The organism is Flavimaribacter sediminis (assembly GCF_019492055.1).
GTDB lineage: Bacteria > Pseudomonadota > Alphaproteobacteria > Rhizobiales > Rhizobiaceae > Flavimaribacter > Flavimaribacter sediminis.
Map to the genome: position 1 here is coordinate 260,285 of NZ_JAICBX010000003.1, position 25,053 is coordinate 285,337.

Annotated in this window: 21 protein-coding genes and 1 pseudogene; 2 read left to right on the top strand and 20 right to left on the bottom strand. The window is 62.2% G+C overall.

Annotation, left to right across the window (positions count from 1 at the left end; translation table 11 throughout):
- Position 1 precedes the first annotated feature (1 nt).
- Positions 2–1,372, bottom strand: a complete 1,371-nt coding sequence (locus K1W69_RS16825; protein ID WP_220229587.1) for a DHA2 family efflux MFS transporter permease subunit — start codon at positions 1,370–1,372, stop codon at positions 2–4.
- Positions 1,373–1,460: 88 nt separating this feature from the next.
- On the opposite strand from K1W69_RS16825, the pseudogene K1W69_RS16830 reads away from it, so the two are divergent.
- Positions 1,461–2,159 (top strand): annotated as a pseudogene (locus K1W69_RS16830) (SDR family NAD(P)-dependent oxidoreductase).
- Positions 2,160–2,189: 30 nt separating this feature from the next.
- Here K1W69_RS16830 and K1W69_RS16835 read toward each other — a convergent pair.
- From K1W69_RS16835 to K1W69_RS16925, 19 genes are all read right to left on the bottom strand, one after another.
- Entirely contained in the window at positions 2,190–2,930 is a 741-nt protein-coding gene (locus tag K1W69_RS16835; protein ID WP_220229588.1) for a tyrosine-protein phosphatase, read from the bottom strand.
- Positions 2,931–3,083: 153 nt separating this feature from the next.
- Entirely contained in the window at positions 3,084–4,472 is a 1,389-nt protein-coding gene (locus K1W69_RS16840) for a dipeptidase (protein ID WP_370688266.1), read from the bottom strand.
- A 5-nt stretch (positions 4,473–4,477) separates the two neighbouring features.
- Positions 4,478–5,533: an ABC transporter ATP-binding protein gene (locus K1W69_RS16845; protein WP_220229590.1), complete on the bottom strand. Its 1,056-nt coding sequence runs from the start codon at positions 5,531–5,533 to the stop codon at positions 4,478–4,480.
- Positions 5,534–6,322 (bottom strand): ABC transporter permease, encoded by a 789-nt coding sequence (locus K1W69_RS16850; RefSeq protein ID WP_220229591.1) that lies wholly within the window; start codon positions 6,320–6,322, stop codon positions 5,534–5,536.
- A 3-nt stretch (positions 6,323–6,325) separates the two neighbouring features.
- Complete coding sequence (locus tag K1W69_RS16855) at positions 6,326–7,150, bottom strand: ABC transporter permease (RefSeq protein WP_220229592.1); 825 nt, start codon at positions 7,148–7,150, stop codon at positions 6,326–6,328.
- Positions 7,151–7,217: 67 nt separating this feature from the next.
- Positions 7,218–8,249, bottom strand: coding sequence for an ABC transporter substrate-binding protein (locus K1W69_RS16860; RefSeq protein ID WP_370688272.1), 1,032 nt, complete (start codon positions 8,247–8,249; stop codon positions 7,218–7,220).
- A gap of 126 nt (positions 8,250–8,375) precedes the next feature.
- The gene (locus tag K1W69_RS16865) at positions 8,376–10,244 is read right to left on the bottom strand and encodes an adenine deaminase (protein ID WP_220229594.1); all 1,869 of its coding nucleotides are present in this window, start codon (positions 10,242–10,244) and stop codon (positions 8,376–8,378) included.
- Between the two features lie 15 nt (positions 10,245–10,259).
- Entirely contained in the window at positions 10,260–10,751 is a 492-nt protein-coding gene (locus tag K1W69_RS27090; protein ID WP_220229595.1) for a (2Fe-2S)-binding protein, read from the bottom strand.
- Positions 10,748–13,891, bottom strand: coding sequence for a molybdopterin cofactor-binding domain-containing protein (locus tag K1W69_RS16875; RefSeq protein ID WP_220229596.1), 3,144 nt, complete (start codon positions 13,889–13,891; stop codon positions 10,748–10,750). Before K1W69_RS16875 ends, K1W69_RS27090 begins: the two co-directional genes overlap by 4 nt.
- A 5-nt stretch (positions 13,892–13,896) precedes the next feature.
- The gene (locus K1W69_RS16880) at positions 13,897–14,760 is read right to left on the bottom strand and encodes an aromatic ring-hydroxylating oxygenase subunit alpha (RefSeq protein ID WP_220229597.1); all 864 of its coding nucleotides are present in this window, start codon (positions 14,758–14,760) and stop codon (positions 13,897–13,899) included.
- A gap of 1 nt (position 14,761) precedes the next feature.
- Positions 14,762–16,156, bottom strand: coding sequence for an amidohydrolase family protein (locus tag K1W69_RS16885; RefSeq protein WP_220229598.1), 1,395 nt, complete (start codon positions 16,154–16,156; stop codon positions 14,762–14,764).
- Entirely contained in the window at positions 16,138–17,751 is a 1,614-nt protein-coding gene (locus K1W69_RS16890) for a GMC family oxidoreductase (protein ID WP_220229599.1), read from the bottom strand. The genes K1W69_RS16885 and K1W69_RS16890 overlap by 19 nt, the downstream gene beginning before the upstream one ends.
- A gap of 31 nt (positions 17,752–17,782) precedes the next feature.
- Positions 17,783–18,391: a thiamine pyrophosphate-dependent enzyme gene (locus K1W69_RS16895; RefSeq protein WP_220229600.1), complete on the bottom strand. Its 609-nt coding sequence runs from the start codon at positions 18,389–18,391 to the stop codon at positions 17,783–17,785.
- Complete coding sequence (locus tag K1W69_RS16900; RefSeq protein WP_220229601.1) at positions 18,388–18,888, bottom strand: thiamine pyrophosphate-binding protein; 501 nt, start codon at positions 18,886–18,888, stop codon at positions 18,388–18,390. The genes K1W69_RS16895 and K1W69_RS16900 overlap by 4 nt, the downstream gene beginning before the upstream one ends.
- 100 nt (positions 18,889–18,988) lie before the next feature.
- On the bottom strand, positions 18,989–19,942 hold the full coding sequence (locus tag K1W69_RS16905; RefSeq protein ID WP_258571156.1) for a LysR family transcriptional regulator: 954 nt from the start codon (positions 19,940–19,942) through the stop codon (positions 18,989–18,991).
- A complete protein-coding gene (locus K1W69_RS16910) occupies positions 19,939–21,741 on the bottom strand; it encodes an adenine deaminase (RefSeq protein WP_220229602.1) in 1,803 nt (600 codons plus the stop codon). The genes K1W69_RS16905 and K1W69_RS16910 overlap by 4 nt, the downstream gene beginning before the upstream one ends.
- 18 nt (positions 21,742–21,759) lie before the next feature.
- Positions 21,760–22,392, bottom strand: coding sequence for a glutathione S-transferase family protein (locus K1W69_RS16915; RefSeq protein WP_220229603.1), 633 nt, complete (start codon positions 22,390–22,392; stop codon positions 21,760–21,762).
- A complete protein-coding gene (locus K1W69_RS16920) occupies positions 22,392–23,129 on the bottom strand; it encodes a Rieske 2Fe-2S domain-containing protein (RefSeq protein WP_220229604.1) in 738 nt (245 codons plus the stop codon). Before K1W69_RS16920 ends, K1W69_RS16915 begins: the two co-directional genes overlap by 1 nt.
- Positions 23,126–23,416: a hypothetical protein gene (locus K1W69_RS16925; RefSeq protein WP_258571157.1), complete on the bottom strand. Its 291-nt coding sequence runs from the start codon at positions 23,414–23,416 to the stop codon at positions 23,126–23,128. The genes K1W69_RS16920 and K1W69_RS16925 overlap by 4 nt, the downstream gene beginning before the upstream one ends.
- A 511-nt stretch (positions 23,417–23,927) precedes the next feature.
- Between K1W69_RS16925 and K1W69_RS16930 the strand changes: the two genes are divergently transcribed.
- Positions 23,928–25,049 (top strand): BMP family ABC transporter substrate-binding protein, encoded by a 1,122-nt coding sequence (locus K1W69_RS16930; protein ID WP_220229605.1) that lies wholly within the window; start codon positions 23,928–23,930, stop codon positions 25,047–25,049.
- The last annotated feature ends 4 nt before the right edge of the window (positions 25,050–25,053 follow it).

Consider the following 25,053-nt stretch of genomic DNA (forward strand, 5'->3'; position numbering starts at 1 on the left):
ATCAGGCGCCCGTCTTCCGCCTGTCGTCTTTCATGTAGAGAAACGCAAGCAGCAGGATGACGGCGGAGACGGCGGCGTTTCCCAGGAACACTACAGGAAAGCTTTTCGACATGGAAAACAGCGCGCTGCAATAGGCCACGCCGAACGTGCCGCCCAGAAGCTGCGCGCTCATGACGATTCCGCCGACCTGACCATGCTTTTCCGGAGGCGTCATCTTCATCGCCGCGCTCCTTGGCGGCGCGAATATGAAGGTCACGCCAACGCCCCAGCAAAGCATGCCGGGAACAAGCAGCAAGTAACTGTCGCGATCCATCGTCAGGCCGACCCAGACAAGCCCCGCCGTCACGGCGACCAGAGCGAACAGGATCAGCGGCCGGGCGCCGAAGCGATCGGCCAGGCGGCCCGACGGTCCCGCCAGTATCGGCACCGGGCCGACAGCGAGAAGCAGCGCCAGTCCCGCCATGAAAGGGCTCATGTGCAATTCGGTCTGGAGGAACACAGCGCCGAAGACGATCATGGCCATCTTGCTGAACTGCGCCATGAAGATCACCAGGTTGCACAGGGCGAACCCGGAATTGGCGAATAGATCGATCTCGATCAGTGGCGCAACGCTGCGCCGCTCAACCACTATGAACGTCGCCGCCATCAGCAAACCGATCGCGAAGAACGAGAGGATCGACGGACTGAACCAGCCAAGCGACGGTGCTTCCATCAGGCCGAAGGTCAAAACGCACACGCATGTGACAAGACTGGCGAGCCCGATGACGTCAAACGGGCCTGTATTCAACCCTTTAGGCGTCTCGCGCCCGCCCGTGGCGACGATGCCGGCCACGAACACGACGACTGGAAGATTGATCCAGAAGATCCATCGCCAGGACAGAATATCGGTAAAAAATCCGCCGATGAGTGGGCCGAGCGCCAGGAACGTCGTGCCGATCGCGCCATAGATGCCGAGCGCTGTTCCTCTCTCCTCCGGTGGGAAAGGCATCGTGGCGAGCGCCATGGACAATGGGAAAATCGCCGCGGCGCCGATGCCCTGGATGGCGCGGGCTGCGATCAGCCAGTTTCCGTTCTCTGAAAATCCGCAGGCAAGCGACGACAGGGCGAACACCGCGAGGCTCGCCAGAAACAGCCTGCGATGGCCCAGAATATCGCCGAGCTTGCCGCCGGCGGCGGCCAGCGATGCGAAGACGAGCAAATAGGCGTTGATGGCCCAGTGCGACGCGCCTTCCGACATGGCGAGATCGCGGCGTATCGTCGGCAGCGCCACCCCGACCACTGTTTCGTCGAGGAGTATGATGCCGATGACGCCTCCCATGGCGGCGAGCATCCACCATTTCCGGCTGTCCGGTCTTTCGATTGAAGCCGCCATGTGAACTTATTTCCTCGCGTCCCGTTTTTGCACTGGCGGTCCAGTCCCTGAATCCTAACTTTGGAGGTATGAACAGGAGTTTGCAACAATGACTGAAAATACAGCGCTCATTGTCGGCGTCGGCGACGGTTTGTCGGCGTCTCTGGCCCGCCTGCTGCACGCGAACGGCTATCGCCTGGCGCTGGCGGCGAGAAACAGCGACAAGTTGGCGCCGCTCGCGGCTGAAACGGAAGCTGAAACCATTTCCTGCAACGCAGCCGACGCCGACGATGTCGAGCGGCTCTTTGCCTCGATCGGCGATCGACTTGACGTTGTGGTCTACAACCCGTCCGCCCGGGTTCGGGGTCCGATCGCGGACCTCGATCCGGAAGCGGTCCGAAACGCCATCGAGGTGACGGCGTTTGGCGCCTTTCTCGTCGGTCAGGCGGCTGCGTGACGGATGCTCTCGCAGGAACCTGGGGATGGCGTGCGCGGCACGATCCTCTTTACTGGCGCTTCAGCTGGCGTGAAGGGGTTTCCCAATTCCGCTCCCTTCGCCATGGGCAAGTTTGCCCAGCGCGGCCTGGCGCAGTCCATGGCGCGTGAACTTCATCCGCAGGGCGTTCATGTGTGTTGGGTCAACATTGACGGCGCCATCCGCAATCCGGGACGGACCGAACCGACCGACAAACCGGATTCCATGCTCAGTCCGGACGCAATTGCCGACAACTATCTGGCGCTGATCCGCCAACATCGGTCGACATGGTCAAACGAGCTTGACCTGAGACCCTGGGTCGAGCGCTTTTGAATACGTATGAGTGAAACGAGGGGCCGCAAGTTATTCGACATAAAGTTCACGAAGGCGGTCGATTGCCTGGTGATCGAGACCGAGAACTTTATCCGCATAGGCGTCGAATGAACCATAGGTCGCGTCAACGGAGTCAAAGGCTGCTTCGAGATAGTCCCTCTCGACCCTTTCGATGGCCAGACGCACCTCGTCGGGAAGATGGTCGAGTTTGCCGGTGCCCGTCCAGTGTTCGTTCGTCAGCATGTAATCGTGCAATATGTCGTCCATCGGCACGCCAAGCAGACGCAGGATGATCGCTGCTCCAAAGCCAGTCCTGTCCTTTCCGGCGGTGCAGTGGAAAAGCAATGGCGTCTCGTCCGCAGTCAACAGTCCCACGAGATCGATGAATGCATTGATCCGTTTCGCGCCGAAACTGCGATAGATGTCGACCATAACGTCACGGGCCGATATCCCCTCCTGAAAACTGGTTCCGAACAAGGCCCCCATATGCGCCTTCAGCGTCGGTTCTATTGGCAGAGGATGGAAACGTCCCACAACGCCGTCCAGCTCCGAAGGATCGAGTGCGCTTTCCTTCGTTCCCCTGAGGTCGCAGACCACCGCTATGCCCAGGTCCTTCAGCTGGTCCCGCCCGCGGTCCGTGACGGTGCTGAGCCGCGCGCTGCGATAGAGCTTGTTGCGCCGGACGCTGCCGCCATCAGTCGTGGAAAGACCACCAAGATCGCGCAGGTTCATCGCGCCGTCCACTGTGATGACGCGGGAAACGGTATTCATGCCTTCTCTCCTCCTTGTCGGACGACTTCCTCTTATAGAACGCACTGACGGGTTCGAGAACAAACGCCCTGCACTTCTGAACGACGACCCATTGATCCCGCCAATCCCATGACAAAAGGATGACAGTATCCCCGGCGCCGTCTTCGCTTCCAGTCAGTCCTCCGCCAACGCCGCGAGAATGCGAACCCAGGAGCGGATGCCCTTGTGGAAGCTGGATAGGTCGTATTTCTCGTTGGGGCTGTGGATGCGGTTGTCGAACCGCGCGAAGCCTACGAGCAGGGAGTCGCATCCCAGTCGCTTCTTGAACTCGCCTATGATCGGAATCGAGCCGCCGGTTCCGGCGAGCGCCGCCTTCCGGCCCCATTCTTCCGTCAGCGCCCCAAGCGACTTGCGCAAAAACGGGCTGTCCAGCGCCATGACAGTCGCCGGCGCCGCGGCGATATCGGTGAATGTCACGGAGCAATCGGCCGGAATGGTGTTGCGCACATGCGCCTTGAAGGCGTCCCGCACCTTCTCCGGATCCTGCCCGTCGACCAGCCGGAACGAAATCTTGGCGTGCGCTTTCGCCGGAATCACCGTCTTGAAACCGTCGCCCATGTAACCGCCCCACAGACCGTGGATTTCGCAGCTCGGCCGCGCCCAGACCTGCTCCAGAACGGGAAAATCCGTTTCCCCGGCCGGGATCGACAGACCGACGTCGCTCAGAAAACCTTCGTCGTCGAATGGCAGGCTTTGCCATTGCGCCCTCACCGCGTCGGGAAGCGGACGGATTCCGTCGTAGAAACCATCGATCGCTACACTGCCGTCGGCGTTCCGCAGGCTGGCGATCATGTCGCCCATGACCTGCAGGGCGTTGCGCGCCGCATTGCCGTATATGCCGGAGTGCAGGTCACGGTCGGCGCAGGTAATTTCGATCTCCTGGCTCACCAGGCCGCGCACCATGGTGATGACCGCCGGCGTGTCCCTGTCCCACATGTCCGTGTCGCAGACGAAGATCGCATCGGCCGCGAGTTCGTCTGCCGTCTTGTCCAGAAACGGCATGAGGTTCGGACTGCCGGCCTCTTCCTCGCCCTCGAAGAGTACGCTTACGCCAACCGGCAATTCTCCGGTGACAGCCTTCCAGGCCCGGCACGCCTCGACGAAGGTCATGAGCTGACCCTTGTCGTCGGACGCGCCGCGAGCGACGATCGCCGTATCGCCGTTCGGCAACGGTTTCATCACCGGCTCGAAAGGATCGGTCTCCCACAGCCGCAGCGGGTCGACCGGCTGGACGTCGTAGTGCCCGTAGAAGAGGATATGCGGGCCGGCGTCGGCGCGGTTGTGACCGACGACCATCGGATGGCCATCCGTATCGCGAACAGACGCGTCGAAACCCAGACCGCGGAGGTCCTGCGCCAGCCATTCCGCGGCGTCGCGGCAGTCTTGCGCGTGGGCCGCCTCGGTGGACACGCTCTTGATGCGGATGAGTTCGAAGAGCCGTTCGAGACTCAACGGCAACGCCTTGTCGACGTGATCCAGCACTGCATCGATTTTGTCGCCCATGGTCATCACTCCACCGGAAGAATGCAACATTGCTCGAAATGCGGCGCAAGCACCGCAGCGCCGCCCTGCTCCATCGGGTCGGACAGGGGGCCGTTGGCGACCAGCTCGCCCGCGGTCGACTGGCATTGATACTGGTAAGCGCGTCCCAGATAGGTTCTCAGACCCAGCGTCACCGGTAGGCCCTCGCCCGCCCGGCGCACAGACAGGCCGTCGGCCCGCGCCGCCAGCACGAATTCATCAGGTATCGGTCCGAGACTGTCCTGGGACAGGCTCATCGAACCGCCGCCTTCTGCTTCGGCCGTCACCCGATCTCCGTCGCGCTCGCTTACCTTCATCGGAACGAGATTCTCGAAACCGACGAAGCGGGCGACAAAGGCGTTGGCCGGCCGCTGGTATAGCACCTCCGGATGATCGAGCTGCATGATCTTGCCGGCGTTCATGATCGCCACACGGTCGGAGATGGAAAACGCCTCTTCCTGATCGTGTGTGACATAGAGCGAGGTCGTGCCGTTGGCCCGCTGCAGCTTGCGGATTTCCACCCTCATGTCGATGCGCAGCTTGGCGTCGAGATTGGAAAGCGGTTCGTCGAACATCAGGAGCGGCGGTTCGATCACAAGCGCGCGTGCGAGCGCGACCCGCTGCTTCTGACCGCCGGACAATGCCGCAGGAAGGCGCTCCGCATAGGGCGAAAGGCCGACGCGGTCGAGCATGTCGCCCGCCCGCTTTCTGCGCTTGTCCGATCCGACGCCGCGCTGTTTCAGTCCGAAGGCGACATTCTCAAGCACGCTCAGATGCGGAAACAACGCGTAGTTCTGAAACACCAGGCCGATGTTGCGCGTATGGGCGGGCAGACGGGTGATGTCTTTGTCGCCCAGTTTGATGCGGCCTTTTGTCGGCGGCAAAAAGCCGGCGACCAGGCGTAGTGTCGTCGTCTTCCCGCAGCCGCTGGAGCCGAGCAGCGAAACAAGTTCCCCGGCCTTCACCGAAAGCGACAGATCTTTCAGCACTTCCGTGTGGCCGTAATGGGCGGTGATGGATTCGATATCGAGAGAAACGGTCATCTACTTGGTCAGGAATGTCAGTCCGAGGGTCGCTTCGACGATCGCCATCACGGCGACCGTCACCAGCATGAGAAGCACGGAAACGGAGGCAATGGTCGGGTCGAAGAACTGCTCCATGTGCGCGAGAATCTGGATCGGCAGGGTGGAAATGCCTGGTCCGGTCAGGAACAGGGACACCGATACGTCGTTGAGCGAGGTAATGAAGGCGAGGATAAAGGCGGCGATCACGCCCGCGCGGATGTTCGGCAGGACGATGGTGAAGAAGGTTTTCAGCGGCGGGCTGCCAAGGCTGATCGCCGCCTCCTCGATGGAGAAGTCGAAGGAGGCGAGACTGGCGCTGACCACCCGCACCGAATAGGGCAGCACCAGCAGCGCGTGACCGATCAGAAGCGTCAGGAAAATCGGCGTATCGAGGCCTACGGTCACCGACTTCATCAGGGAAAATCCGAAGACGATTTCCGGCACGAGGATTGGCAGAACATAGACCGTCGAAAGCCAGGACGGCAGTTCGATCCGGTAGCGGTTCAGCGCATAGGCGGCCGGAATGCCGACAAGCAGGGACAAGGCCGTGCCCGCAAAGGCGAGCTGAAAGCTGGTGATCCCCGTCCGGCGGAAGGCGCTCATCTCGAAGATGTTCTCAAACCAGTGCAGCGTGAGGCCGCGCGGCGGAAAGGTCAGATAGGTCGTGTCGCTGAGAGCCGATCCGATGATGATCACCAGCGGCGCCAGCAGGAAGAAGAAAACGATTGCAGCGAATACGATCAGGGCCGGATGAATGCGATAGGTCATGTCTCACACCGCCATCGGATTCAGCCGCCGGGCGATCCGGCTCATGATCAGCACGATGCCGATCGTCACGACCACCATGATCGTGGCGATGGTCGAGGCGCCCACCCAGTCAAACGTCACCATCGCGCGCTGATAAAGGAATGTGCCCATCATCATCTGGCGCTCGCCGCCGAGAAGCTGAGGCGTCGCATAGGACGTAAAGCTGCCGGTAAAGACTAGTACGGCGCCGACGATCAGTCCGGGCATGGCGAGCGGAAATATCACCTGCCGGAAGGTCGCCGCCGGCGAGGCGCCGAGCGAAATCGAAGCCTCGACGACGTCGTTCGGAATGCCCTCGAGCACACCGACCAGCGTCAGGATCATCAGCGGCACGAAAAGATAGACCATGGCGATGATCACGGCGAATTCCGTGTAGAGCATCGACAGCGGTTCCGCGATCGCGCCGATCCAGATCAGGAAATCGTTCAGGATGCCGTTCTTGCCGAGGATGATCAGCCAGGCGAAGGATCGCACCACCACGCCGGTCAGCAACGGAAAGACGGCGGCGATGATCGCGATGCTTTTCAGTCGACCCGGCATGCGGGCGATCACATAGGCGGTGATGAAGCCGATCACCAGGGAGACGGCCGTGGTTATGAGCGCCACCTCGATGGTCCGAAAAAGCACCGTGCGCCGGAAACCGCTTTTGAAGAATGCGATATAGGGCGCGAACGGTCCGGCGGACTCCCCGAACGTCGTGGCGATGGTGCTCGCCACCGGGATGACCAGCAACAGCAAAACCGCAAGGGTGGCGGGCAGCGCCAGGCTCCAGCTGCGGAAATGCTTCATCGGTCGATCACCCGGACGGTCTGCGGAAAATGCAGCTCCCGAATATCATCGGGAGCCGCGAGGTTTATTAGGAACCGAAGATCTCGTTCCAGCGGTCGATCCAGTCCGGCTTGGCGGCGTTCAGCTTGTCGTAGTCCACACGGTTCAGGCTGTCGATCATCTCCTTGCCATAGGTCCAGATCTTCGCCTGCTCCTCGGTCAGTTCGACATTCTTGTTGACCGGCGCGTCGACGCCCTGCTCGGCTTCCGTCTGCTGAATGTCCTTCGACAGAACGAAGTTGATGAATTCGAGCGCAAGGTCGACATTCTCGGCGCCGGTCGGAATGTTGATCGTGTTGAGCGTGGCGATGTCGCCGTCGCTCAGCGTCGCCCATGTCATGCTGGGCACGGCCGCCGTCATCGAAGCCATGGTGAAGTCCTGCGCCACGGCGACGGTCGCCTCGCCGGTCGAGATCAGGTTCACCAGTTCCGAACCGGTGTTGTAGTTCTTCACCACATTCGGCTTGATTTCCTCGATTGCGACGAAGGCCTCGTCGGTCTGGGTATAGGGGTCTACGCCGGCATGGGCCGCAGCGCGCAGCACAACGATCGGGCCGGCCGTGGTGGTGATGCCGGGCAGGCTGATCGTGCTCTTAAGGTCATCGCGCCACAGATCGTTCCATGACCCGATCGGCGGATCGACCTTGTCGGCGTCATAGACGATGCCGATGCGGCCGATCGTGTAGGCCGGGCCGTAATTGCCTTGCGGCGCCTGCGCGAGGTCGTAGAGTTCCTCGACATTCGGGATTTTCGCGCGGTCGATTTCCTGGAACAGGCCTTCCTCGATGCCGATCTGCGAATAACTGTCGGTCAGGAAGATCACGTCCACGCCCTTGCCGCCGCGGATCTTCAGCTTGTTCAGCCGGTCGGCGTTGTTGCCGGTTTCGAAGACGACTTCGCACTCGCACATCTTCTTGAAAGGCTCGATGATGTTGGCGTTCAGCTTTTCGCCGTTGTAGCCCCACCAGGAAATGGTGAAGGTCTTGTCCTGGGCGATAGCAGCCTGGCTTCCCAGGGCCAGGGCGCCGAGAGCGACGGCGGTTTTCATCCATGTTTTCATTGTCATTTTCATTCCCTTCTGTTGCATGTTTCGAATGAGCGCGACTTTTAAGCGACCGTAATTCCTGCCTGTTTTTTTAGCAATACTAAAAGACGGGCATCGTGAATCTACGAGTGGATTTTCGCCTCAGAAAACCACCGGATGGGTTTCGCCGGTGGCCACATTGACCAGACCCTGCGGCGCATGATCGCTCGGCGCCACGAGCACCCAGCGCCAGGGCGCGCAGGTCAGCGTCGCGAAGGCCAGCCGCTCGGGAAACCCCGGCCCCCAGCGCGGATGAAAGGTCGGTTCGTACATCCAGTCGACCTTCTCGCCCTCCGCGTAGAGCGCCTGCATATCTGCGTCGAGGTCTTCGGCCGTCCGGCAGCTCATCAGTCCGGCGACCTCGTAGCGCACGGTCGCCGCTGCCTCGCCTTCGCGCACCAGCGCCCAGCCGCCGTCCATCTCCGCGATGGCGTTGACGGCGGCCGCCATCGCCTCGTCCGACGATCCCGCGCACCAGATGTTGTGCTTGTCATGGGCCATGGAACAGGCGAGCGCCGTGTCCGGCGTGCGCGGACCGCAGCCGAGCCAGAACATTTTCGAGACGGCCGCCTTGCCGGAAAACCGGTCGACGATCGCGAATTTTGTGATGTTGCGGCTTTCGTCGCGCTGGACGAGACCATTCTCGACCGGAAGATCGAAGGTCAGGAAATCATCGGTCCAGTGAAACGGCCGAAGCACCGCCGCCGTCATTGAACTTCGCCCCGCTTCCGCCTTGATATGAAAGTCTTCCGCCGTCAGGGCGCGGCCGATATTCACGGTCTTTGTCGCCCAGTCCGGCCAGTCGATCTGCGGGATTGGGGGAAGATAGGTCTTGCCCTCCGACACGGGCTCGCCATCGGCCCAGACCTTCTCGATGGCAAACGACTGCATGTCGGACACCAGGACGATATCGGCGTAGCGCCCCGGCGCGATCGATCCGACCCATGGCGTCAGCCGCATGTGGCGGGCCGGATTGATCGTGACGCATTGCACGGCGATCTCGGGCGGCAGGCCCGCCTCGATCGCCATCCGGACATTGTAGTCCGTCGCGCCGAGCTTCAGCGTGTCGGAGGCGCTGCGATCATCCGTCGTGAGCGCAATCTGCGACCAGTCCTGGAGCCCCTTCTCCAGAAGCCCGGCAATGACCTCCGGCAGGCTATGGATTCGCAATTCCATGAAAAGCCCGTGCGTCAGCTTTTCCCAGAACTCCTCGACGGTCCACGCCTCGTGATCGGAAGAAAGGCCAGCCGCCGCAAAGGCGTTGATGGTCGAAACGTCGCGAATGCCCGCCGCGTGCCCCTCCACGACGCCGCGTCGCTCGAACGTGGCGCGGATCATGCCCCACAGCCGGTCGTAGGACGGATTGTCGGGATTCCAGACCGACGGCCAGTCCATCACCTCGTCGAGGCCCGCCGTCATCAGGCTCTCTTGCATGAAGCGCTTCTGCTCCTCGTAGCCGAACCAGCCGCCGCCGTGTTCGTAGCCGGTTGGCGGCACCGCGGAGCCCGGCAACGGAAAGATCTTCAAAGGCGAGCCCGCAGCCCGCGCCGACAGCCAGAAATCGAGCGTTTTGGCGCCATTCACATTGGAAAATTCGTGGCTCGCCTCGCAGGTCCAGGTATTGCCGCGCGGCAAAACCAGCGCCGCCTCGTATTCCGGCGTCAGGTGCGAACTCTCGATATGCTTGTGGATTTCGCCAAGTCCCGGCACCGCGGAAAGCTCGGGCTCGTGCACCCGACGCCCCACTTCGCCGGGATAACTGCCCGCATCGCCCACATAGGCGATCCGCCTCCCCTTGATAATGATCTCCTGGTCGTGCCTCCAGGTTCTCGTCGCGACGTCCAGCAGCCGTCCGACGCGCAGCGCCGTGTCTGCGGGCCGCTTGCCGAGCGCGGTCAGCGTCAGGTCCTGGCGAATGGCGATTTCAGTCTCGGCGTCAAGCTCGACGTCGATCGGCGTGCGTACGGTCATGGCGCTTTGTGGGCCTTATGCTGATTTGCTGCGCTCTGCGCGAACCGCCTCGGCGGCGGCCTGCGCGCCACGCAATATAGAATGATATCCCGTGCAGCGACATATATTGCCTTCCAGCGCCGCCTTTATCTGCGACATCTCCGCGTCAGGGTCGTTGCGCAGCAGGCTCACGAGCACCGTCACGAAGCCCGGCGCGCAATAGCCGCACTGGAAAGCGTTTTCCGCCGACAGCGCCTGCCTGACAATCCGTGTTTCGGGCAGGATGTCGAGCCCTTCCGGGCTGACGATGTCCGCGTCCTCCAGTTGCCAGGCCATGACGAGACAGGCGTTGACCGGCCTTTCGTTCATCAGCACCGAGCAGGCCCCGCACCGCCCCACGCCGCAGGCGACCTTGCTCGCAGTCAGCGACAGCAGATCACGCAGGATTTCCGACAGCCGCGTTTCCGCCGGCACATCAATCGTGCGCTCGACGCCGTTGAGCCGGAAGCTGACGGGCGCGCCGCTCACTGCATCGTCTCCATATGGTCGAGAAGAGCTTCAGCAGAAAGCGGCGAGCGCGACGGCCAATAGCCGATGGCGTCGCCCACCGCGTTGACGATGGCCGGCGTGACAGAGGCGATGCCCAGTTCGCCCACGCCGCGCGGCCCCAGATCATCGCCCTCATCAAGGCTTTCCTGCGCGAAGACGCTCAGCCGCTCGGCCGTGTCGGCAACGCCCGGCATCATGTAGGTGTCCAGGTTCGTCGTGAGATAGGCGCCGTCCCGCATCAGGGAGTCTTCCAGCAAGGTAAACCCGAGACCCTGGATCGCGCCGCCCTCCATCTGGCCGAGATAGGAGGCCACGTCGATCACCGGCCCCGCCGCCGAGTGCAGGTCCAGATCGAGCACGCGCGCCTCCCCGGTCGCGCGCGACACCGCAACGCGCGCGATCGTTGCGCCGAATGCGAAAATGTAGCGGGCGTTGCCGCGGTCATGCTCCGTCTTCGGAAACGCGAAATGCGTCGAAACGCTCGGACGCTCGTCCGGATCAAGCGCCGCCGCGAGATCCACATAACTGATCAGGAGATCGCCGCTGTTCGACCGCCTGTCGGCGATCCCGCCGGCGACCAGACACAGGTCTTCCGGTTCCCGGCCGAGACGCAGGCCAGCGGCCGCTATCATTCGCCGCACAAACTCCGGCGCGGTGCGCCGCGCCGTATTCCACAGCACATAGGAGCCGCGCGACGCGGTCGTTGACCCGGAATCCGGCGCAAGCAGCGTATCGCCGGTTATCGGGCGCACATCGTCGCGCGCGCAACCAACAAAGTCAGCCACCTGACTGACTGTTGCCGCGTGCAACCCTTGTCCGAGTTCGTCGAGCCCCAACAATGCTTCAATACGTCCGTCCTCCGCCAGCCTCAGCACGCCCCCGCCCTCGTCATGCGGGATTGTGCCAAGGCCGTTGCCCTGGTAACTCAGCGCCATGCCGACGCCGACATAGTCGGCGCCGTCCGGCGAAAGCCCCCGCTCGCAGGACCACAGACGACTGGTCATCGCCGCTTCCAGCATTTCATCGCATCGTTCGGTCAGGGAAACGCGTTGCCCCAGAAAGCCCGGCATGCCCGGCGTTCTCAGATTGCGCCGGCGTATGTCATTCGGTGACAGGCCGCAAAGCGCGGCCAGGCGGTCCATCTGGCATTCCACGGCAAATGTCATCTGGTTGGCGCCAAAGCCGCGAAACGCGCCGCCCACGCCATTGTTTGTGTAGGCGAGCCGTCCCCGCGTGCGGATATTGTCTATGACGTATGGACCGGCGGCGTGCTCCAGCGCTGTTTCGAGCACGCCGGGGCTGAGCGACGCGTATGCGCCTGAATCCGAAACAAGGTCCACCTCCTGCGCGACCAGCCGGCCGTCCTTGTCACAACCGGTGCGCATGCGCAGCCGCATCGGATTGCGCTTCGTGCCGGCAAGAACGGATTCCGGGCGATCGAGATGCAGACGAACCGCCTTGCCGCTCTTCAGGGCAAGCAGCGCAAGCGCCGGCTGAACGGTCAATTCGTCCTTGCCGCCAAAAGCGCCGCCTGTCGGACTGGACGTCACCCGAATACGCTCCTCGGGAAGACCGAGTATCCGGGAAAGCTGCATTCGGTCGCGGTAATTGTGCTGGCCGCCGGCCGCAACATGCAGCGTTCCATCGGCTTCCAGGCGCGCATAGCCGCCTTCGGTCTCCAGGAAGCCGTGCATCTGCCGGGGCATTTCATAGATCTCTTCAACGACATGCGCCGCCTCAAGAAACCCGGCGTCGACGTCGCCGCGATCAAGATGCAGTTCGGTCTGCAGATTGCCGGAATCGTGCACAGCCTCGCTCTGAGGCTCAAGCGCAATCTCGGGATCGTCGACCAGCGGAAGCGGTTCGTATGCGACGCGGATAAGCCCAAGCGCGGCTTCGGCCGTCGCGGCGTCAACCGCGGCGACCGCCGCCACCGGATCGCCGGCATAGCGAACCTTGTCGTGACAAAGTGCGGGCTGATCCTGGAACACGATGCCGAAGCCGTTTTCTCCGCGGATATCCCTGTGGGTGACGACGGCTGCGACCCCGGGCAAAGCCTCCGCCGCGCTGACGTCGATGCTTAGCAGTCGCGCATGCGGCACGCCGGCTCTGAGAATTCGTCCGACGAGCATACCATCTTCCCTGACGTCGGTCAGATAGGAGAGCGTTGCGTCGACCTTCTCCGGCATATCCGGACGGGTAAACCAGCGATCGGGAAGCATCTGCTTTCCCAGCGCTATTTCACCGCTAGCAAGCGTGGGCGGCGCTGGATCGGCGTGCACATAATCGGCGACGCCGTCCAGTTTCGCCTTTAACGCATGGACAATCGTTCCGGCCGCAGCCTTGCGGCGATAGGCGCCGCTGCGAAACAAGTCATCCGGCGCCTCGACCTCCCGCATTATCGTTTCCGAAACGGAAGCCCAGTCGCAGGACTCGATGCTCCTTCCCTGCAGCGCCTTTTCCGCCGATACGAGCCGTGACGGCGTCACGACGCCACCGCCGACTGCGATGCGACATTCACCGAGCCGGCTAGAATCAAAGTGGACAACGCCGGCGACTGCAACAACCGAAGGCGTGAACACGCGCCGCAGCCCGACCTTCCGGTGTATCCACACCGCGCCTTCGCCCGGCGCCGTCACATTGACAGAGCACACAATATCCGTCGCCGTCGCCGTCTCGCCAAGCCACTCGGCAAGCGCGATCTCGCGCATTGCGCCGGATCGGAAGACGACGAGCCGCGCCTCAAGCGCTAGCAAAACCGGCAGCAGGCAGCCATTGCGATTGGCGATATTGCCGCCGATCGTGGCGAGGTTACGCACTGCTGGTCCGGCGACCGATCCGATCGCATGGGCAAGCAACGGCGCGCCCGTCTGAAGACCTTCATCACTGGCGACGTCGGAGAGGGTCGTCAGCGCGCCAATGCGAATGTCTCCGCCTTCGGCCACAACGCCTCTCGATTTGGCAATCCCGCCAAGATCGATCAGGATGTCGGGCTTCGCCCCGCCATTCGCCCACAAAAGCTGCAGCGCTGTCGCGCCGGCGACGAAGCAGGCGGTCCCGCCGGCGTCCCGCGCAATCTCCTGCGCTTCCGTCAGACTATCAGGATGAACGACCCGCATACGGCTCAGGACCTCACGGTTCCGAAGCGCACGCCCTTTTCCTTCAGCCAGCGCCGGTAGGCGACAGACGAGGAATCTGCGCGGGTCGGGATTTCGCGGCGCGGTTCGAGCGGCAGCAGCAACGGCCGCTGGTTTTCCACGATGATCCTGTCCTGCAGGAAGATGATCTGCTCGAAATGCAGGATCGAGGTGTGTGACGACTGGTCGTCAACCAGGTACATCACCGGCTGCGCGCGACAGTATCCCTCTTCCATCGGCTGAATGAACAGGGCGATCGCGTCCAGCCGGTCCGGCGCCGTGGGGCAGACCCGATAAAGCATCACGGTGAAGGGCGACGGGACACGATAGGTCAGGTGAACGAAATCGCCCTCGCTTTCCGTCGCCGCGATGCGCGGCTGGAAAAATGTGCAATTAGTGGCCCACACCTCGTCCACGTCGCGGCGGATTTCGCTCTTGTAGACCGGAACTTCCGTGTGGGGTTCAGCGCCCAGAATGTCCGTGTGGACAAATGGAAAATGCGCCATGTCGAGGAAATTCTCGACGACCCTGAGACCGGAAGCCCGCATCGTCACCCAGCCGCAGGGCACGAAACGGCGATCGGCCTCATGCGATTCCTCGATCTCCACAATGTCCTTGTTCGGCGCGCCAAGCGTGGTGAACACGCAGCCATAGCGCTCGCGAACGGGAAGCGGCGGGCCATGTTCGCCATCCTCCATCACCTCGCGGACCACCGGAGTTCCGCCCTCGTTGCGGTAAAGCGCGATATCCTGACCGAGAAGCCGGGTGCGGACCGGTTTCGAGGTCAGATCCGTGGATGTCTCCACGGCGTACCAGTCGTCAAGCACCGCCCTGTCTGTGGTCTTCGTCATCTCATGACCCTTCCTGGCCGGCCTCGGTCCACTGTTTCGATCCGCCCGTATTGGCCGCAAGCCACGCTGCGCGGCGCTCGAACAGGCCGGGCGCTACGCGGTGTATGTCCGCGATGATTTCGGACAGATCCCCGGTTTTCAGTTCTCCGTCATCGACAAGTATCTGGCCGTCGACCATCGTCAGACAGACGTCGCCGCCGCGCACCGCATGGACGAGATTGTGCTGGAGATTGAAATATGGGCCATCGCCGAATAGCAGCGTCATGCGCGGCGTATCGGTTCTGACGGCAATGATGTCGGCCTGCTTGCCTGCTTCGACAGAGCCGATCTCACCGTCGAGCCCGATGGCTTTGGCGCCCAGAATCGTCGCCATTCGCAGACACTGCCAGCTGTCCATGGCGGCGGCGTCGCGATGCCTCAACTTGCCGAGCAGCGAAGCGCCCTTCATCTCCTCGAACATGTCGAAATTGTTGTTTTCCTTTTCGCCGTCCGTTCCGAGCCCGACCGGCACGCCGGCTTCGAGCATGTCCGAAATCGGCGCAATGCCGCTCGCAAGCTTCATGTTGCTGACCGGATTGTGGGCGACCGACACCGGCCTTTGCGAAATCAGCTCCACTTCGCTTTCGTCCAGCCACACGGCGTGGGCGATCATCGCACGCGGCGTCTCGAAGAAGCCAAGATCCTCGAGCGCGAACATCGGTCGCTTGCCATAGCGTTTTTCGAATTCTGCGACCTCGATATCGGCCTCGCTGCAATGGGTGTGGAACCCCGTGCCATGGCGCTTGGCCATCTCGATCGCCCGCTGCTGGCCGGCCTCATCCGCGTAGAAAAGATGTTCGAGCCCGACCCACACATTGACCCGCCCGCCCGCCTTGCGATGCCAGTCCTCGATCAGCGCCTCGTTCATGTCCAGCGTGTCGAAATAGTCGTAGTCCGGATGTTCGCCGACATAGGGCACCGCCACCAGCCGGTTGCCGATCGCCTCGGCGGCCCTGGCGCTGCCGTCCATGTAGCGCCACATGTCGACGACGGTCGTCGTGCCTCCAAGCACCGATTCCGCATAGCAGAGGCGGGAGGCGATCTCCGCTTCGTGCGCTTGCAGCATGCGATGCATCGGGTTGATGTGCAGGGTCAGCCAGTCCCAGACCGGCAGATGCTCCGCCGTGCCTCGAAGAAAGCCGGAATGAGCGTGGGCGTTGACGATGCCCGGCATCAGGAGCGCGTCGGGCAAATGCTTCACGGCGATGTCAGGATGGCGCGAAGACAGATCCTTGCGGTTACCCACGGCCTCGATCCGCCCGTCGCGCACCAGCACAGCGCCATCCGCAACAACCGTGTTGTCGTCATCCATCGTCAACAGATAATTGCCGGAAAGGATCAGTTCGTCTGCAGACATGCCGTCTCCTGTTCAGTCGGTGCGCCGACGCCATGTTCGGACAGTATGAAACTGGCGGCCCGCTCGCCGATCATGGTGACCGGGGCGTGGGTATTGCAGCTGGGTATAACCGGAATGACGGACGCATCGGCGATCGACAGCCCGTCCAGGCCGCGCACGTTCAACCGCGAATCGACCACCGCCATTTCGTCCGAACCCATGGCGCAGGAGCCGCAGCAATGGAAAAAGGTCGAGCAGCCATTGCGAATGAACTCGATCGTCTCCTTGCGGTTCATCGGGTGATCAGGGATCGCGTAACCGCCAAAAAGTTCCGCCATCGCCCCGGTCCGGGACAACTCCATCATCGTGTCGACGGCGACGATCAGCGCTTCAAGATCGTCGGGCTCGGCCAGGAAGTTCGGCTGGATTTCGAGCAGTCCGTCCGGTTCTGTGCTCCAGAGGCGCAAATATCCCCGGCTCTTGGAGTGCATCAGCCCGGCGCCGAACGAGAACAACTCCCCGTCCGCATCGTAGCGGTCGCGCAGAGCCGGTTCGGCGCTGTTGCCCTGCACCGGAAAGGCGTGAACATCGGGCTGCGCCAGATCAGGCCTTGATTTCCAGTTAAGCATCGTGCCGCCGCCATTGTCGGTCACAGGACCAAGCGGCGATTTCGAACGGAACACGCAGGCCTGCACCAGCGGGTGGTCCTGGAAATTGCGTCCGACGCCGGGTAGCGCGCATTTTACCGGCGACCGCAACCGGTGCAGTTCCTCCGCATCGCCGATGCCGGACATCATCAGGAGACGCGGCGTGTCGATTGCGCCCAGCGCCAGGATCACATGGGCGCTGGCGCGCGTCTCGTATACGCCGCCTTCACCGGTATGCCGCACCCCGACGCAGCGCGCTCCGTCCAGAAGAAGCCCGATCGCCTGCGAACCGGTGAGGATCGTCAGCCGCTCCTCATCGAGGATCGGCTTCAGGTAGCCGTCCGCGGAACTGTGCCGCCGTCCCGAACTTATATTGAAGTTCGACGGCGCCGCGCCCTCATTGTCCGGGCCGTTCGGATCGTCAATCAGGGGAATGCCGAGTTCCGCAGCGCCCTCCATCATGCCGCGCGCGACCGGATGCAGGTTACGGCTCGTCTCGATCCGCAAGGGTCCGCCGGCGCCGCGATAGTCATTTGCCCCGCCCTCCCAGTCCTCGCAACGGCGGAACCAGGGCAGGACGTCTTCGAAACTCCAGCCTTCCGCGCCGGCCTCGACCCATGCGTCGTAATCGCGCGGATTTCCGCGATACCACATCAGCGCATTGATGCTGCTCGAACCGCCCAGCACCTTGCCGCGCGGAATGCCGATCACCCGGTTATTGACGAGCGGCGTCGGCGCATAATTGTAGCCCCAGTCGTACTGGCTGCGACCGAGCGGAACCCACCGCGACGGGTCCTCGATTTCCGGCGCGCCGTAGCCGCTCTCGCCGGCTTCGATCAAAAGCACCGTCGCGTCGCTGCCGTCGATGAGGCGTCGCGCCACAACGCAACCGCCGGAGCCGCCGCCGACTACGATGAAGTCATATTCGGGCAGAAGCGGTCTATTCGGTATGATCGTGCCTGCTGTCATCTCTGGCTAAGGTTTCCCCGGCTGAGCGCCTCTAGTTGTGTTCGCTCGGACCCATGATCACCACGCCTTCGGTTTCCTCCACGTGGCGCACGAAAATGTACTTGTCCTCGCGGCCGTCCGAATGCTTGCGCCGGATATCCGGCTCCACCGTGCCGGCGACCTTGGCGACGACGATGTATGGAACATCGGCCGCGAGCCCCGCCGCGCAATGCGCGTCGAATTCTTCAAGCGTGTGCGCGGTAAAAGCGTTGTCGACGCCGGCGCCGCGGGCAATGGCGGCGATATCGACCCTGCCCGACGCCGTATGCGTCGGCGGCCCGCCGATCGACTGGTAGCATTCATTGTCCCAGACGACGACAAAGAGGTTTTTCGGTTGCTCATTGCCGAGTGTCGCGAGGATTCCGAGATTGAACATCATGCCGCCGTCGGTATCGAGCGACACGATGCGGCGGTTGGGAAGACCGGCGGCGAGACCAAAGGCTTCCGGCGTTACGCAACCGAGTTGCTGCTGGAACAGGCTGGCTTCGCGCATGTGCGGCGCCGCGTTGTACCATTCGTCGACACTGGCCCCGAGCGACAGGATCACCAATTCGTCTTTCAGCCGCGCGGCCAGCGCCTTCATGCAGTCATAGCGTTTCATCGCACCACCTCGCCGCCAAGCGCCACCGCAGAATGGTAATAGGCCGAATAGGACCATTCATAGGCGTTGACGATGGCCTGCTCGATCCGCTTCTCCTCGCGCACGACGTCATAGGGAATGCGCAGGGCGTTCAGCACCGGCTCCATCGTTATGCCGTGAGGAATGGCCCACCAGTTGTTTTCGCCCAGTTCACCGCGATAGCTCATCAGCATGATCACAGGTATTCCGGCGCCCAGGCCCATGCGGGCAAGCGGTTCGACCGAGGCGCGCAGTCCGGAATTCTCCATGACCAGCGCCGCGCGCTTGCCCGACAGGAACACGCCGCCGCAGATGGCGGCGCCCTCGCCCTCGTTCGTCACCCGGATGGTGCGAATGTCCGGATCTGCGTCGAGCGCCGGATAGAGTTCCTTGAAAAGCGAGTCGGGCAGGTAGCAGACGACGCTCACTCCCGCCCTTTTCAGTCCGCGTATCACCGCGTCTACAGCCGTTTTTTTCATGCATAATCCTCGTTGTCGGCCGAAAATCGCAAAAACAAGTTGTTCGGAATAGTGCCTGATTTCTGATCAATGAATTGCGTAGAAGGCAACAACTTCGCCATCAGCCCGTGGCCTCCGCCAGCGCCGGCGTCGAATTCACGGAACGCTCGATGGATTGCGCCAGCAATCTTCCCAGAGCCGCCGCGGCGTCCGACATCTCGCGTTCGGATCGCGACAGCAGCATCAGCTTGCGGGTTGGAACCTTTGGATCGCGCAAGGGCACGAAAATCAGGGTTCCGTTGCGGATTTCCTCCTCGACGCCGATCTGCGTCTGCAGCACCGTGCCGAGATTGCGGCGCGCTAGCTCCACCATCAGTTCGATGGAATTGGTGCGCGAGCGGCGCGTGAGATCAATCAGGGTCTGGCTGAAGGCTTCCTCGACGGAGGCGCCCAGCATCAGGCTGGAATCGGAAAGGATGACGCGATCGCCGGACAGGTCGAACAGCTTCAGGCTCCGCCGGCCGGCAAAGCGGCTGCCGGGCAATGCGACCACACCCAACGGCAGGGAGGCGCTCGCGATACGCCGGATCGAATGCGGCGTGTTCACGTCGAAGGCGACGGCCAGATCGCAATCGCCTTCATGCACAGCGTCGGCCGCCTGTTGTGATCCCGTGACCTTTATGTCCACCACGATGGCAGGATAGCGCTTCCAGAATTCCTCCAGAACCGCCGGCATCTGGCCGCGTGCGACGCTCTCCACCACGCTGATCGAAACCGTGCCGCGTTGCAGGCCATGAAGTTCGTTGATTTCGTTACAGGCGCGGCCAAGCTCCGAAAGGCTGATGCGGGCGTGATAGAGCAGCAGTTCGCCGGCGCTTGTCAGTTTCAGTCGCTGGCGCACCCGCTCGAAGAGCGGCGTGCCAAGCTCCTCTTCCAGTTGCCGGATGATCCGGCTGACGGATGACGGCGCGACATTCATCGCCCGGGCTGCCTGACGGATCGACCCCAGCTTGGCGACAAGCTGGAAGTAGTGGGTCCGCGTTGCGACAAGCCCGAGGCGGTAGGGTTCCATCATGCGGTCTCGAACAACGGCACGGTTTCCATTTCAGGCACGAGCACCAGTCCCATATCGGTGATCCGGATTTCGGGAATGACGGAAAGCGGAATCAGGTTGAAGCCCATATAGGCGATGGTGCAGCCGGCCTTCTCCCATTCGACCTTCAGCGCCTTGACCTCTTCGGCGACCTCGCCCACGCGCTTGTCGGAAAGCAGGCCGGCGATCGGCAGCGGCAGCATCGCCTTTATCTCGCCGTCAGCGACCACGCAGACCCCGCCCTGATGGTCCTCGATCGCCCTGAGCGCGACTTGCATGTCTGCCTCGTTCGTGCCGGCGATGATGATGTTGTGGCTGTCGTGACCGACGGAGGATGCGACGGCGCCCTGCTTCAGGCCGAAATTGTTGAGCAGGCCGCGCGAAACGTTGCCGTTCGATTTGCCGTGCCGCTCGATCACGCTGACAAAGCAGAGATCATGCCGGTCAAAATGCGACTGCCAGTCATTGGCCGGATCCAGCGTTATCTTCACATGTCCAAGTTCGATGCCCGGCAATTCCGTCCGGATGGCGTGCGCGGTCACCTTTTCCGTCGGCAACTCCGGAGCGAGCGTGATTTCAGTCGGCAGCTTGACCGTATGATACGCCGCATCCGGATAGCGGTAGGGGTTCGACAGCGCCGCGTCGAGCAGCGGCGTGATCGCCTTGTTTTCCACCATGAGCTCGCCCCCGTACCAGGTGTTCACCGGCTCCAGGTCGTCGGTCAGCAGCACGACGTCAGCGCGCCGGCCGCCGCCCATGCCGCCAAATTCGTTCTCCATTCCATAGCGCGTCGCCCCGTGCAGCGATCCCATCGACCAGGCCTGTTCCCGCGTCATGCCGGCTTTGACGGCCTGCCGCGTCACCCAGTCCTGCCCGAAGATCAGCAGGTCGTCCGCGTCGCGATCGTCCGTGCAGACGCAAACGCGCTTGTGCGACGCGCCGAGTTCGGTGATCGTCTTGATGGCTTCCGGCAAACTGTGCCAGGGCGTCGTCGGCGGACCGCCTCGCAGGAACAGCCATATGCCGGCTTCAAGCAGGTCGTCTGCGATCTCGCGGTCGATCGCCTCATGCGTGTCGGTCACGCCGGCTGCCGCGTAGGCCGCGACGAACTGGCGTCCGTAGATGTGGCCACACACCGGCCGGCCGCGTTCAAGCGCAGCAGCGATAATCGCGTGGCTGCGTTCGTCGCTCATGGCCACCGGCACGAAATCCATCTTTTCCCCGAGCGCCACAGCCTCCGGCCATTTGTCGAAAATCGCGGCGATCTTGTCCGGCGTCAGGTCGCCGCCGGCGGTCTCGAGTTCCGGCGAGGTCGCCGGCACGGTGCTCGGAACGGTCAGGAAGATCGAAAGCGGCGCCTGGCGCGCATCCTCGAGCATCGCCTCGACGCCCGCGACGTCCATCACGTTGCCGATTTCGTGGCTGTCGCAGAAGATGGTCGTCGTGCCGTTGAGGAGCGCTGCTTCGGCGTAGGCGCAAGCCGTAATCATGCTGGATTCGACATGGATGTGCGGATCCACCAACCCCGGAGCGATGATGCCGCCGGCGGCGTCGTAAATCTTTGCGTCGCCGCCCTTGTAGGTTCCCTTGGGCTGCACGGCGGCGATCCGCCCGCCGGAGATCCAGATTTCCTTGTCCGGCAGGATTCGCTCCGAATAGGTCGAGAGCACCCTTGCGTCACCGATCACAAGGTCCGGTTCCTGCCGGCCGAACGCCACGTCGGCGAGCTTGCGGGTCATGGTGGAGAGAGGGGCGACTGAAAATCGTGTGATCGTGCTCATCGCGACAGATATCCTGCTTCAGTGATAGTCGGGAATGCCGGGCATGGTGGTGAACTTTTCAAGGTTGCGGAAACGCCTGATCCACCGTCGAAGCGCCGGAAACTCGTCATGGTCGATTCCGAAATCACGGCTGAGCGCAAAGGACGGGAAAAGGGCGAGGTCGGCCAGCGTCACATGATCGCCGACAAACCACTCGCCGTTTTCATAGCCGCGCTTCGTCATGTGATCGTCCATGATGCGAAAAGCTTTCCGGCTCGCCTCTTTCAGGGGTGCGTCGACTCCGGTCGTCCCGAAAAGCGACTGCAGCCGGGCCTGCGAAGCAGCGCCGAGGGCCGAGCTCGAAAAGTTGAGCCACATCATGACCCGACCGAAATCGGCGCTGTCCTCGGGCAGCCAGGTGTTCGCGCCATCATAGGTTTTTGCGAGATAGGCCAGCAGCGCGTCTGCGCCATGCAACACCAGATCCCCGTCCTTCAGGACGGGCAGCTGTCCAAGCGGGTTCAGGGCAAGCATGTGAGGCTGCTTTTCCTCCTGACCCGGAACCATGTCGATCGGATGCGGCTCCCACTCAAGGCCCAGCATGGTCATCAGCAACCGAACCCGGTAACAGTGCTCGTCGAGTTCGTAATCGTACAGCGTAATCACGGACATCAGGCGACCTCCGCCGTCGTCATTTGCGCAGAAATCGCCTCATCCGGCGCGTCGTCTTCCAGGCTTCGCCGCAAAGTTTCAAGCCACCCGGAAAAGTGCGCCTGACCGGCGCCGGCGTAGGTCGCCTGCGGACCTGCGATCACGACATGGAGGGCTGTCCGGGAAGGATTAACAGTCTGAACGCCGATATAGAGCCTGTCCTCGCCCGACGTCAGTGTCCAGACGACGTCGGAGACCGCGGTGAAGACCGTTTCTCCTTCTGAACCGGAAAAACCGGGCATCGATGCAGTTTCCAGCGTTTCACGGACAAAAGCGGCCGGACAATCGACATAGAGGCTGCGCAGAGGGGTGACTTCGTCTGTTTCGCCGGGAATTGCCTCGTCCGGAACCGCGTCGGACAGGGTCGACCAGACAATGCCGTTTGCCTCACTCGTCACATAGGTTGGCACCTTGATCGTCTGCGGCACATCGAGATCGGGATGGGCCGGTATGTAGCGGCACTGGCCGGCCGTATCGTATTGCCAGCCGTGATAGAGACAGGCGATATGGTCGCCGCGCACGAAGCCGAGACTCATGCGCATGCCGCGATGCGGACAGCGATCTTCCCAGGTATGCGCGACACCGCTGGTGTCACGCCACACAACCACCTCGTTGCCGTCGACCACCGCGCCGGCGGAAGCGCCTGCTTCGATCTCCGACGATAGGGCGACAGGAATCCAACCGGTCGGAGCCGTCATGCCAATTTCTCCTTGGTCTTGCCGGACAGAAGAGCTGCGCCGGACTTTCTTTCCACATCCAGAACAATGCAATCATGCGGCCCGAGGCTGCAGGCCATCTCGAAGGCGTCCACGAGGTCATGAGCGCCTTCCACCGCAACGCTTACGGCCTGATTGCTGCATTCGCCGAATACGTAGCCGAGATCGAGACGCCGTGCGCGATGCGTGGCGAACTCCAGAAAGCTGTCGGCCTGAAGGCTCCCGAAAAAGGTGAACTGCACCGCTTCAGTCATTGCAGGCGCGACCATTTAGACGCTTGTTCCGACATGTCTCGGCAGATACTCTTTCGGATGCAGAATTGATCACGATGAACCCGTACTCGATGCCTAATTATTAGAATATTGCCTAATAATTAGTCTTGCATTATTCGTAGGCATTCTAGTCCGCGCGCGCTTCCGCTTTCAAGTGGTTTTTTGATCCAGGCTGTTGCGTTTGACGCATGACAGCGTTCAAAAAATTCTCTCTATTCCGAACAACTGCTTTTTGTCAGGCTGCTCTGCGGACCGTTTTTCCAATCGAAAACAAGCAGTAATCCCTTGGAGTTTGAACCGGTCCGGCCTGCCGTCGCGAGCGTGGGCCTGGCCTGCTCGCGTTCACGGCTCAGTCGACCTTCGTGAAAGCGCACCATGGCGGAGCAGGCGCGGCTTTGAAGCATCGCGGTTGGCACAATTGTTGCGTTGCAAATCGCAGTTATTCTCGATCGGCACGAACGGCGCGGTCCCGGACTGCCGGTCTCCTGTAGAAAGAAAAGGGAACCTCATGGTCAATCTACGTAACCTTTCCCGCCGCGGATTCCTCAATATGAGCGCCGCCGGCGCCGCTTCGACATTCCTGCCGAGCGGTCTTATGAGGCAGGCGGCAGCCGCCGAGCCATTGCCGGCGATCAAGGAAGAGGACGCCGTCCTCGGTTTTGGTCACGTCGGCCCGATCACCGACGAAGGCTGGACCTGGAGCCACCACCAGGGTCTGCTTGCCTGCAAGGAAGCCTATCCCAACCTGAAGAACATCCTCGAAGTCGAAAACGTCCCCTACTCCTCCGACGCGACGCGCACCTACCGGCAGTTCGTCAAGGAAGGCGCGAACATGATCTTCGACACCTCGTCCACCGGCGACTTCCTGCACGAAGTCGTCAAGCGGGCGCCGGAAGTCGCATTCATGGAGTGTAACGGCCACGTCCTGATGGACAATCTCGGCTGGTACTATCTTGCCCACTGGTATCCGACCTATGTCATCGGCGTCGCCGCCGGCCACCTCAGCAAGACCGGCAAGCTCGGCTACGTCGCTTCCTTCCCGGTCGCTTCCGTCTATTGCAGCACCAACGCCTTCATCATGGGCGCGCGCACCGTCAATCCGGACGCGACGCTGCAGACGATCGTAATCAACTCCTGGTTCGACCCGCAGGCCGCGACCCAGGCCGGCACGGCGCTGGTCGACAATGGTTGCGACTTCCTGTTCGGCATCATGGACGAGGCGGGATACCTGCAGGTCGCCGAGAAGCGCAATGTCTGGGCGGCCATGTGGAACACCGACATCCGTCGCTACGGTCCGAACGCCTACGTTTCCTCCGTCATCATCGACTTCAAGGACTTCTACGTCGATCAGGTGGGCAAGCGTCTTGCCGGCGAATGGACTCCGGGCGAACATCTCCTGCCGCTGGGCGGCGGGGTTGACCGTGACGCATGGGGACAGAACGTTCCGCAGGAAGTCGGCGACGCCGCCGACGCCGTGCGCCAGAAGATGCTCGACGGCTGGTCGCCCTTCGTCGGCGAACTGAAGGACGTCAACGGCGAAGTCCGCGTGCCGGAAGGCCAGAGGATGACGGAAATGGAACTCTACAACTGGGATTGGTCCGTCGAAGGCGTCACCGGCCTTTCCAGCTGACGCA

What these genes read in the sequence shown, in the direction of transcription:
- K1W69_RS16885 (WP_220229598.1), bottom strand. Translation starts at nt 16,156, where the DNA reads ATGTCTGCAGACGAACTGATCCTTTCCGGCAATTATCTGTTGACGATG.
- K1W69_RS16920 (WP_220229604.1), bottom strand. Translation starts at nt 23,129, where the DNA reads ATGACGGCTCCGACCGGTTGGATTCCTGTCGCCCTATCGTCGGAGATC.
- K1W69_RS16900 (WP_220229601.1), bottom strand. Translation starts at nt 18,888, where the DNA reads ATGAAAAAAACGGCTGTAGACGCGGTGATACGCGGACTGAAAAGGGCG.
- K1W69_RS16825 (WP_220229587.1), bottom strand. Translation starts at nt 1,372, where the DNA reads ATGGCGGCTTCAATCGAAAGACCGGACAGCCGGAAATGGTGGATGCTC.
- K1W69_RS16875 (WP_220229596.1), bottom strand. Translation starts at nt 13,891, where the DNA reads ATGCGGGTCGTTCATCCTGATAGTCTGACGGAAGCGCAGGAGATTGCG.
- K1W69_RS16840 (WP_370688266.1), bottom strand. Translation starts at nt 4,472, where the DNA reads ATGGGCGACAAAATCGATGCAGTGCTGGATCACGTCGACAAGGCGTTG.
- K1W69_RS16855 (WP_220229592.1), bottom strand. Translation starts at nt 7,150, where the DNA reads ATGAAGCATTTCCGCAGCTGGAGCCTGGCGCTGCCCGCCACCCTTGCG.
- K1W69_RS16880 (WP_220229597.1), bottom strand. Translation starts at nt 14,760, where the DNA reads ATGACGAAGACCACAGACAGGGCGGTGCTTGACGACTGGTACGCCGTG.
- K1W69_RS16850 (WP_220229591.1), bottom strand. Translation starts at nt 6,322, where the DNA reads ATGACCTATCGCATTCATCCGGCCCTGATCGTATTCGCTGCAATCGTT.
- K1W69_RS16890 (WP_220229599.1), bottom strand. Translation starts at nt 17,751, where the DNA reads ATGACAGCAGGCACGATCATACCGAATAGACCGCTTCTGCCCGAATAT.
- K1W69_RS16865 (WP_220229594.1), bottom strand. Translation starts at nt 10,244, where the DNA reads ATGACCGTACGCACGCCGATCGACGTCGAGCTTGACGCCGAGACTGAA.
- K1W69_RS16845 (WP_220229590.1), bottom strand. Translation starts at nt 5,533, where the DNA reads ATGACCGTTTCTCTCGATATCGAATCCATCACCGCCCATTACGGCCAC.
- K1W69_RS16930 (WP_220229605.1), top strand. Translation starts at nt 23,928, where the DNA reads ATGGTCAATCTACGTAACCTTTCCCGCCGCGGATTCCTCAATATGAGC.
- K1W69_RS16915 (WP_220229603.1), bottom strand. Translation starts at nt 22,392, where the DNA reads ATGTCCGTGATTACGCTGTACGATTACGAACTCGACGAGCACTGTTAC.
- K1W69_RS16895 (WP_220229600.1), bottom strand. Translation starts at nt 18,391, where the DNA reads ATGAAACGCTATGACTGCATGAAGGCGCTGGCCGCGCGGCTGAAAGAC.
- K1W69_RS16925 (WP_258571157.1), bottom strand. Translation starts at nt 23,416, where the DNA reads ATGGTCGCGCCTGCAATGACTGAAGCGGTGCAGTTCACCTTTTTCGGG.
- K1W69_RS16860 (WP_370688272.1), bottom strand. Translation starts at nt 8,249, where the DNA reads ATGAAAACATGGATGAAAACCGCCGTCGCTCTCGGCGCCCTGGCCCTG.
- K1W69_RS16835 (WP_220229588.1), bottom strand. Translation starts at nt 2,930, where the DNA reads ATGAATACCGTTTCCCGCGTCATCACAGTGGACGGCGCGATGAACCTG.
- K1W69_RS16910 (WP_220229602.1), bottom strand. Translation starts at nt 21,741, where the DNA reads ATGAGCACGATCACACGATTTTCAGTCGCCCCTCTCTCCACCATGACC.
- K1W69_RS16905 (WP_258571156.1), bottom strand. Translation starts at nt 19,942, where the DNA reads ATGATGGAACCCTACCGCCTCGGGCTTGTCGCAACGCGGACCCACTAC.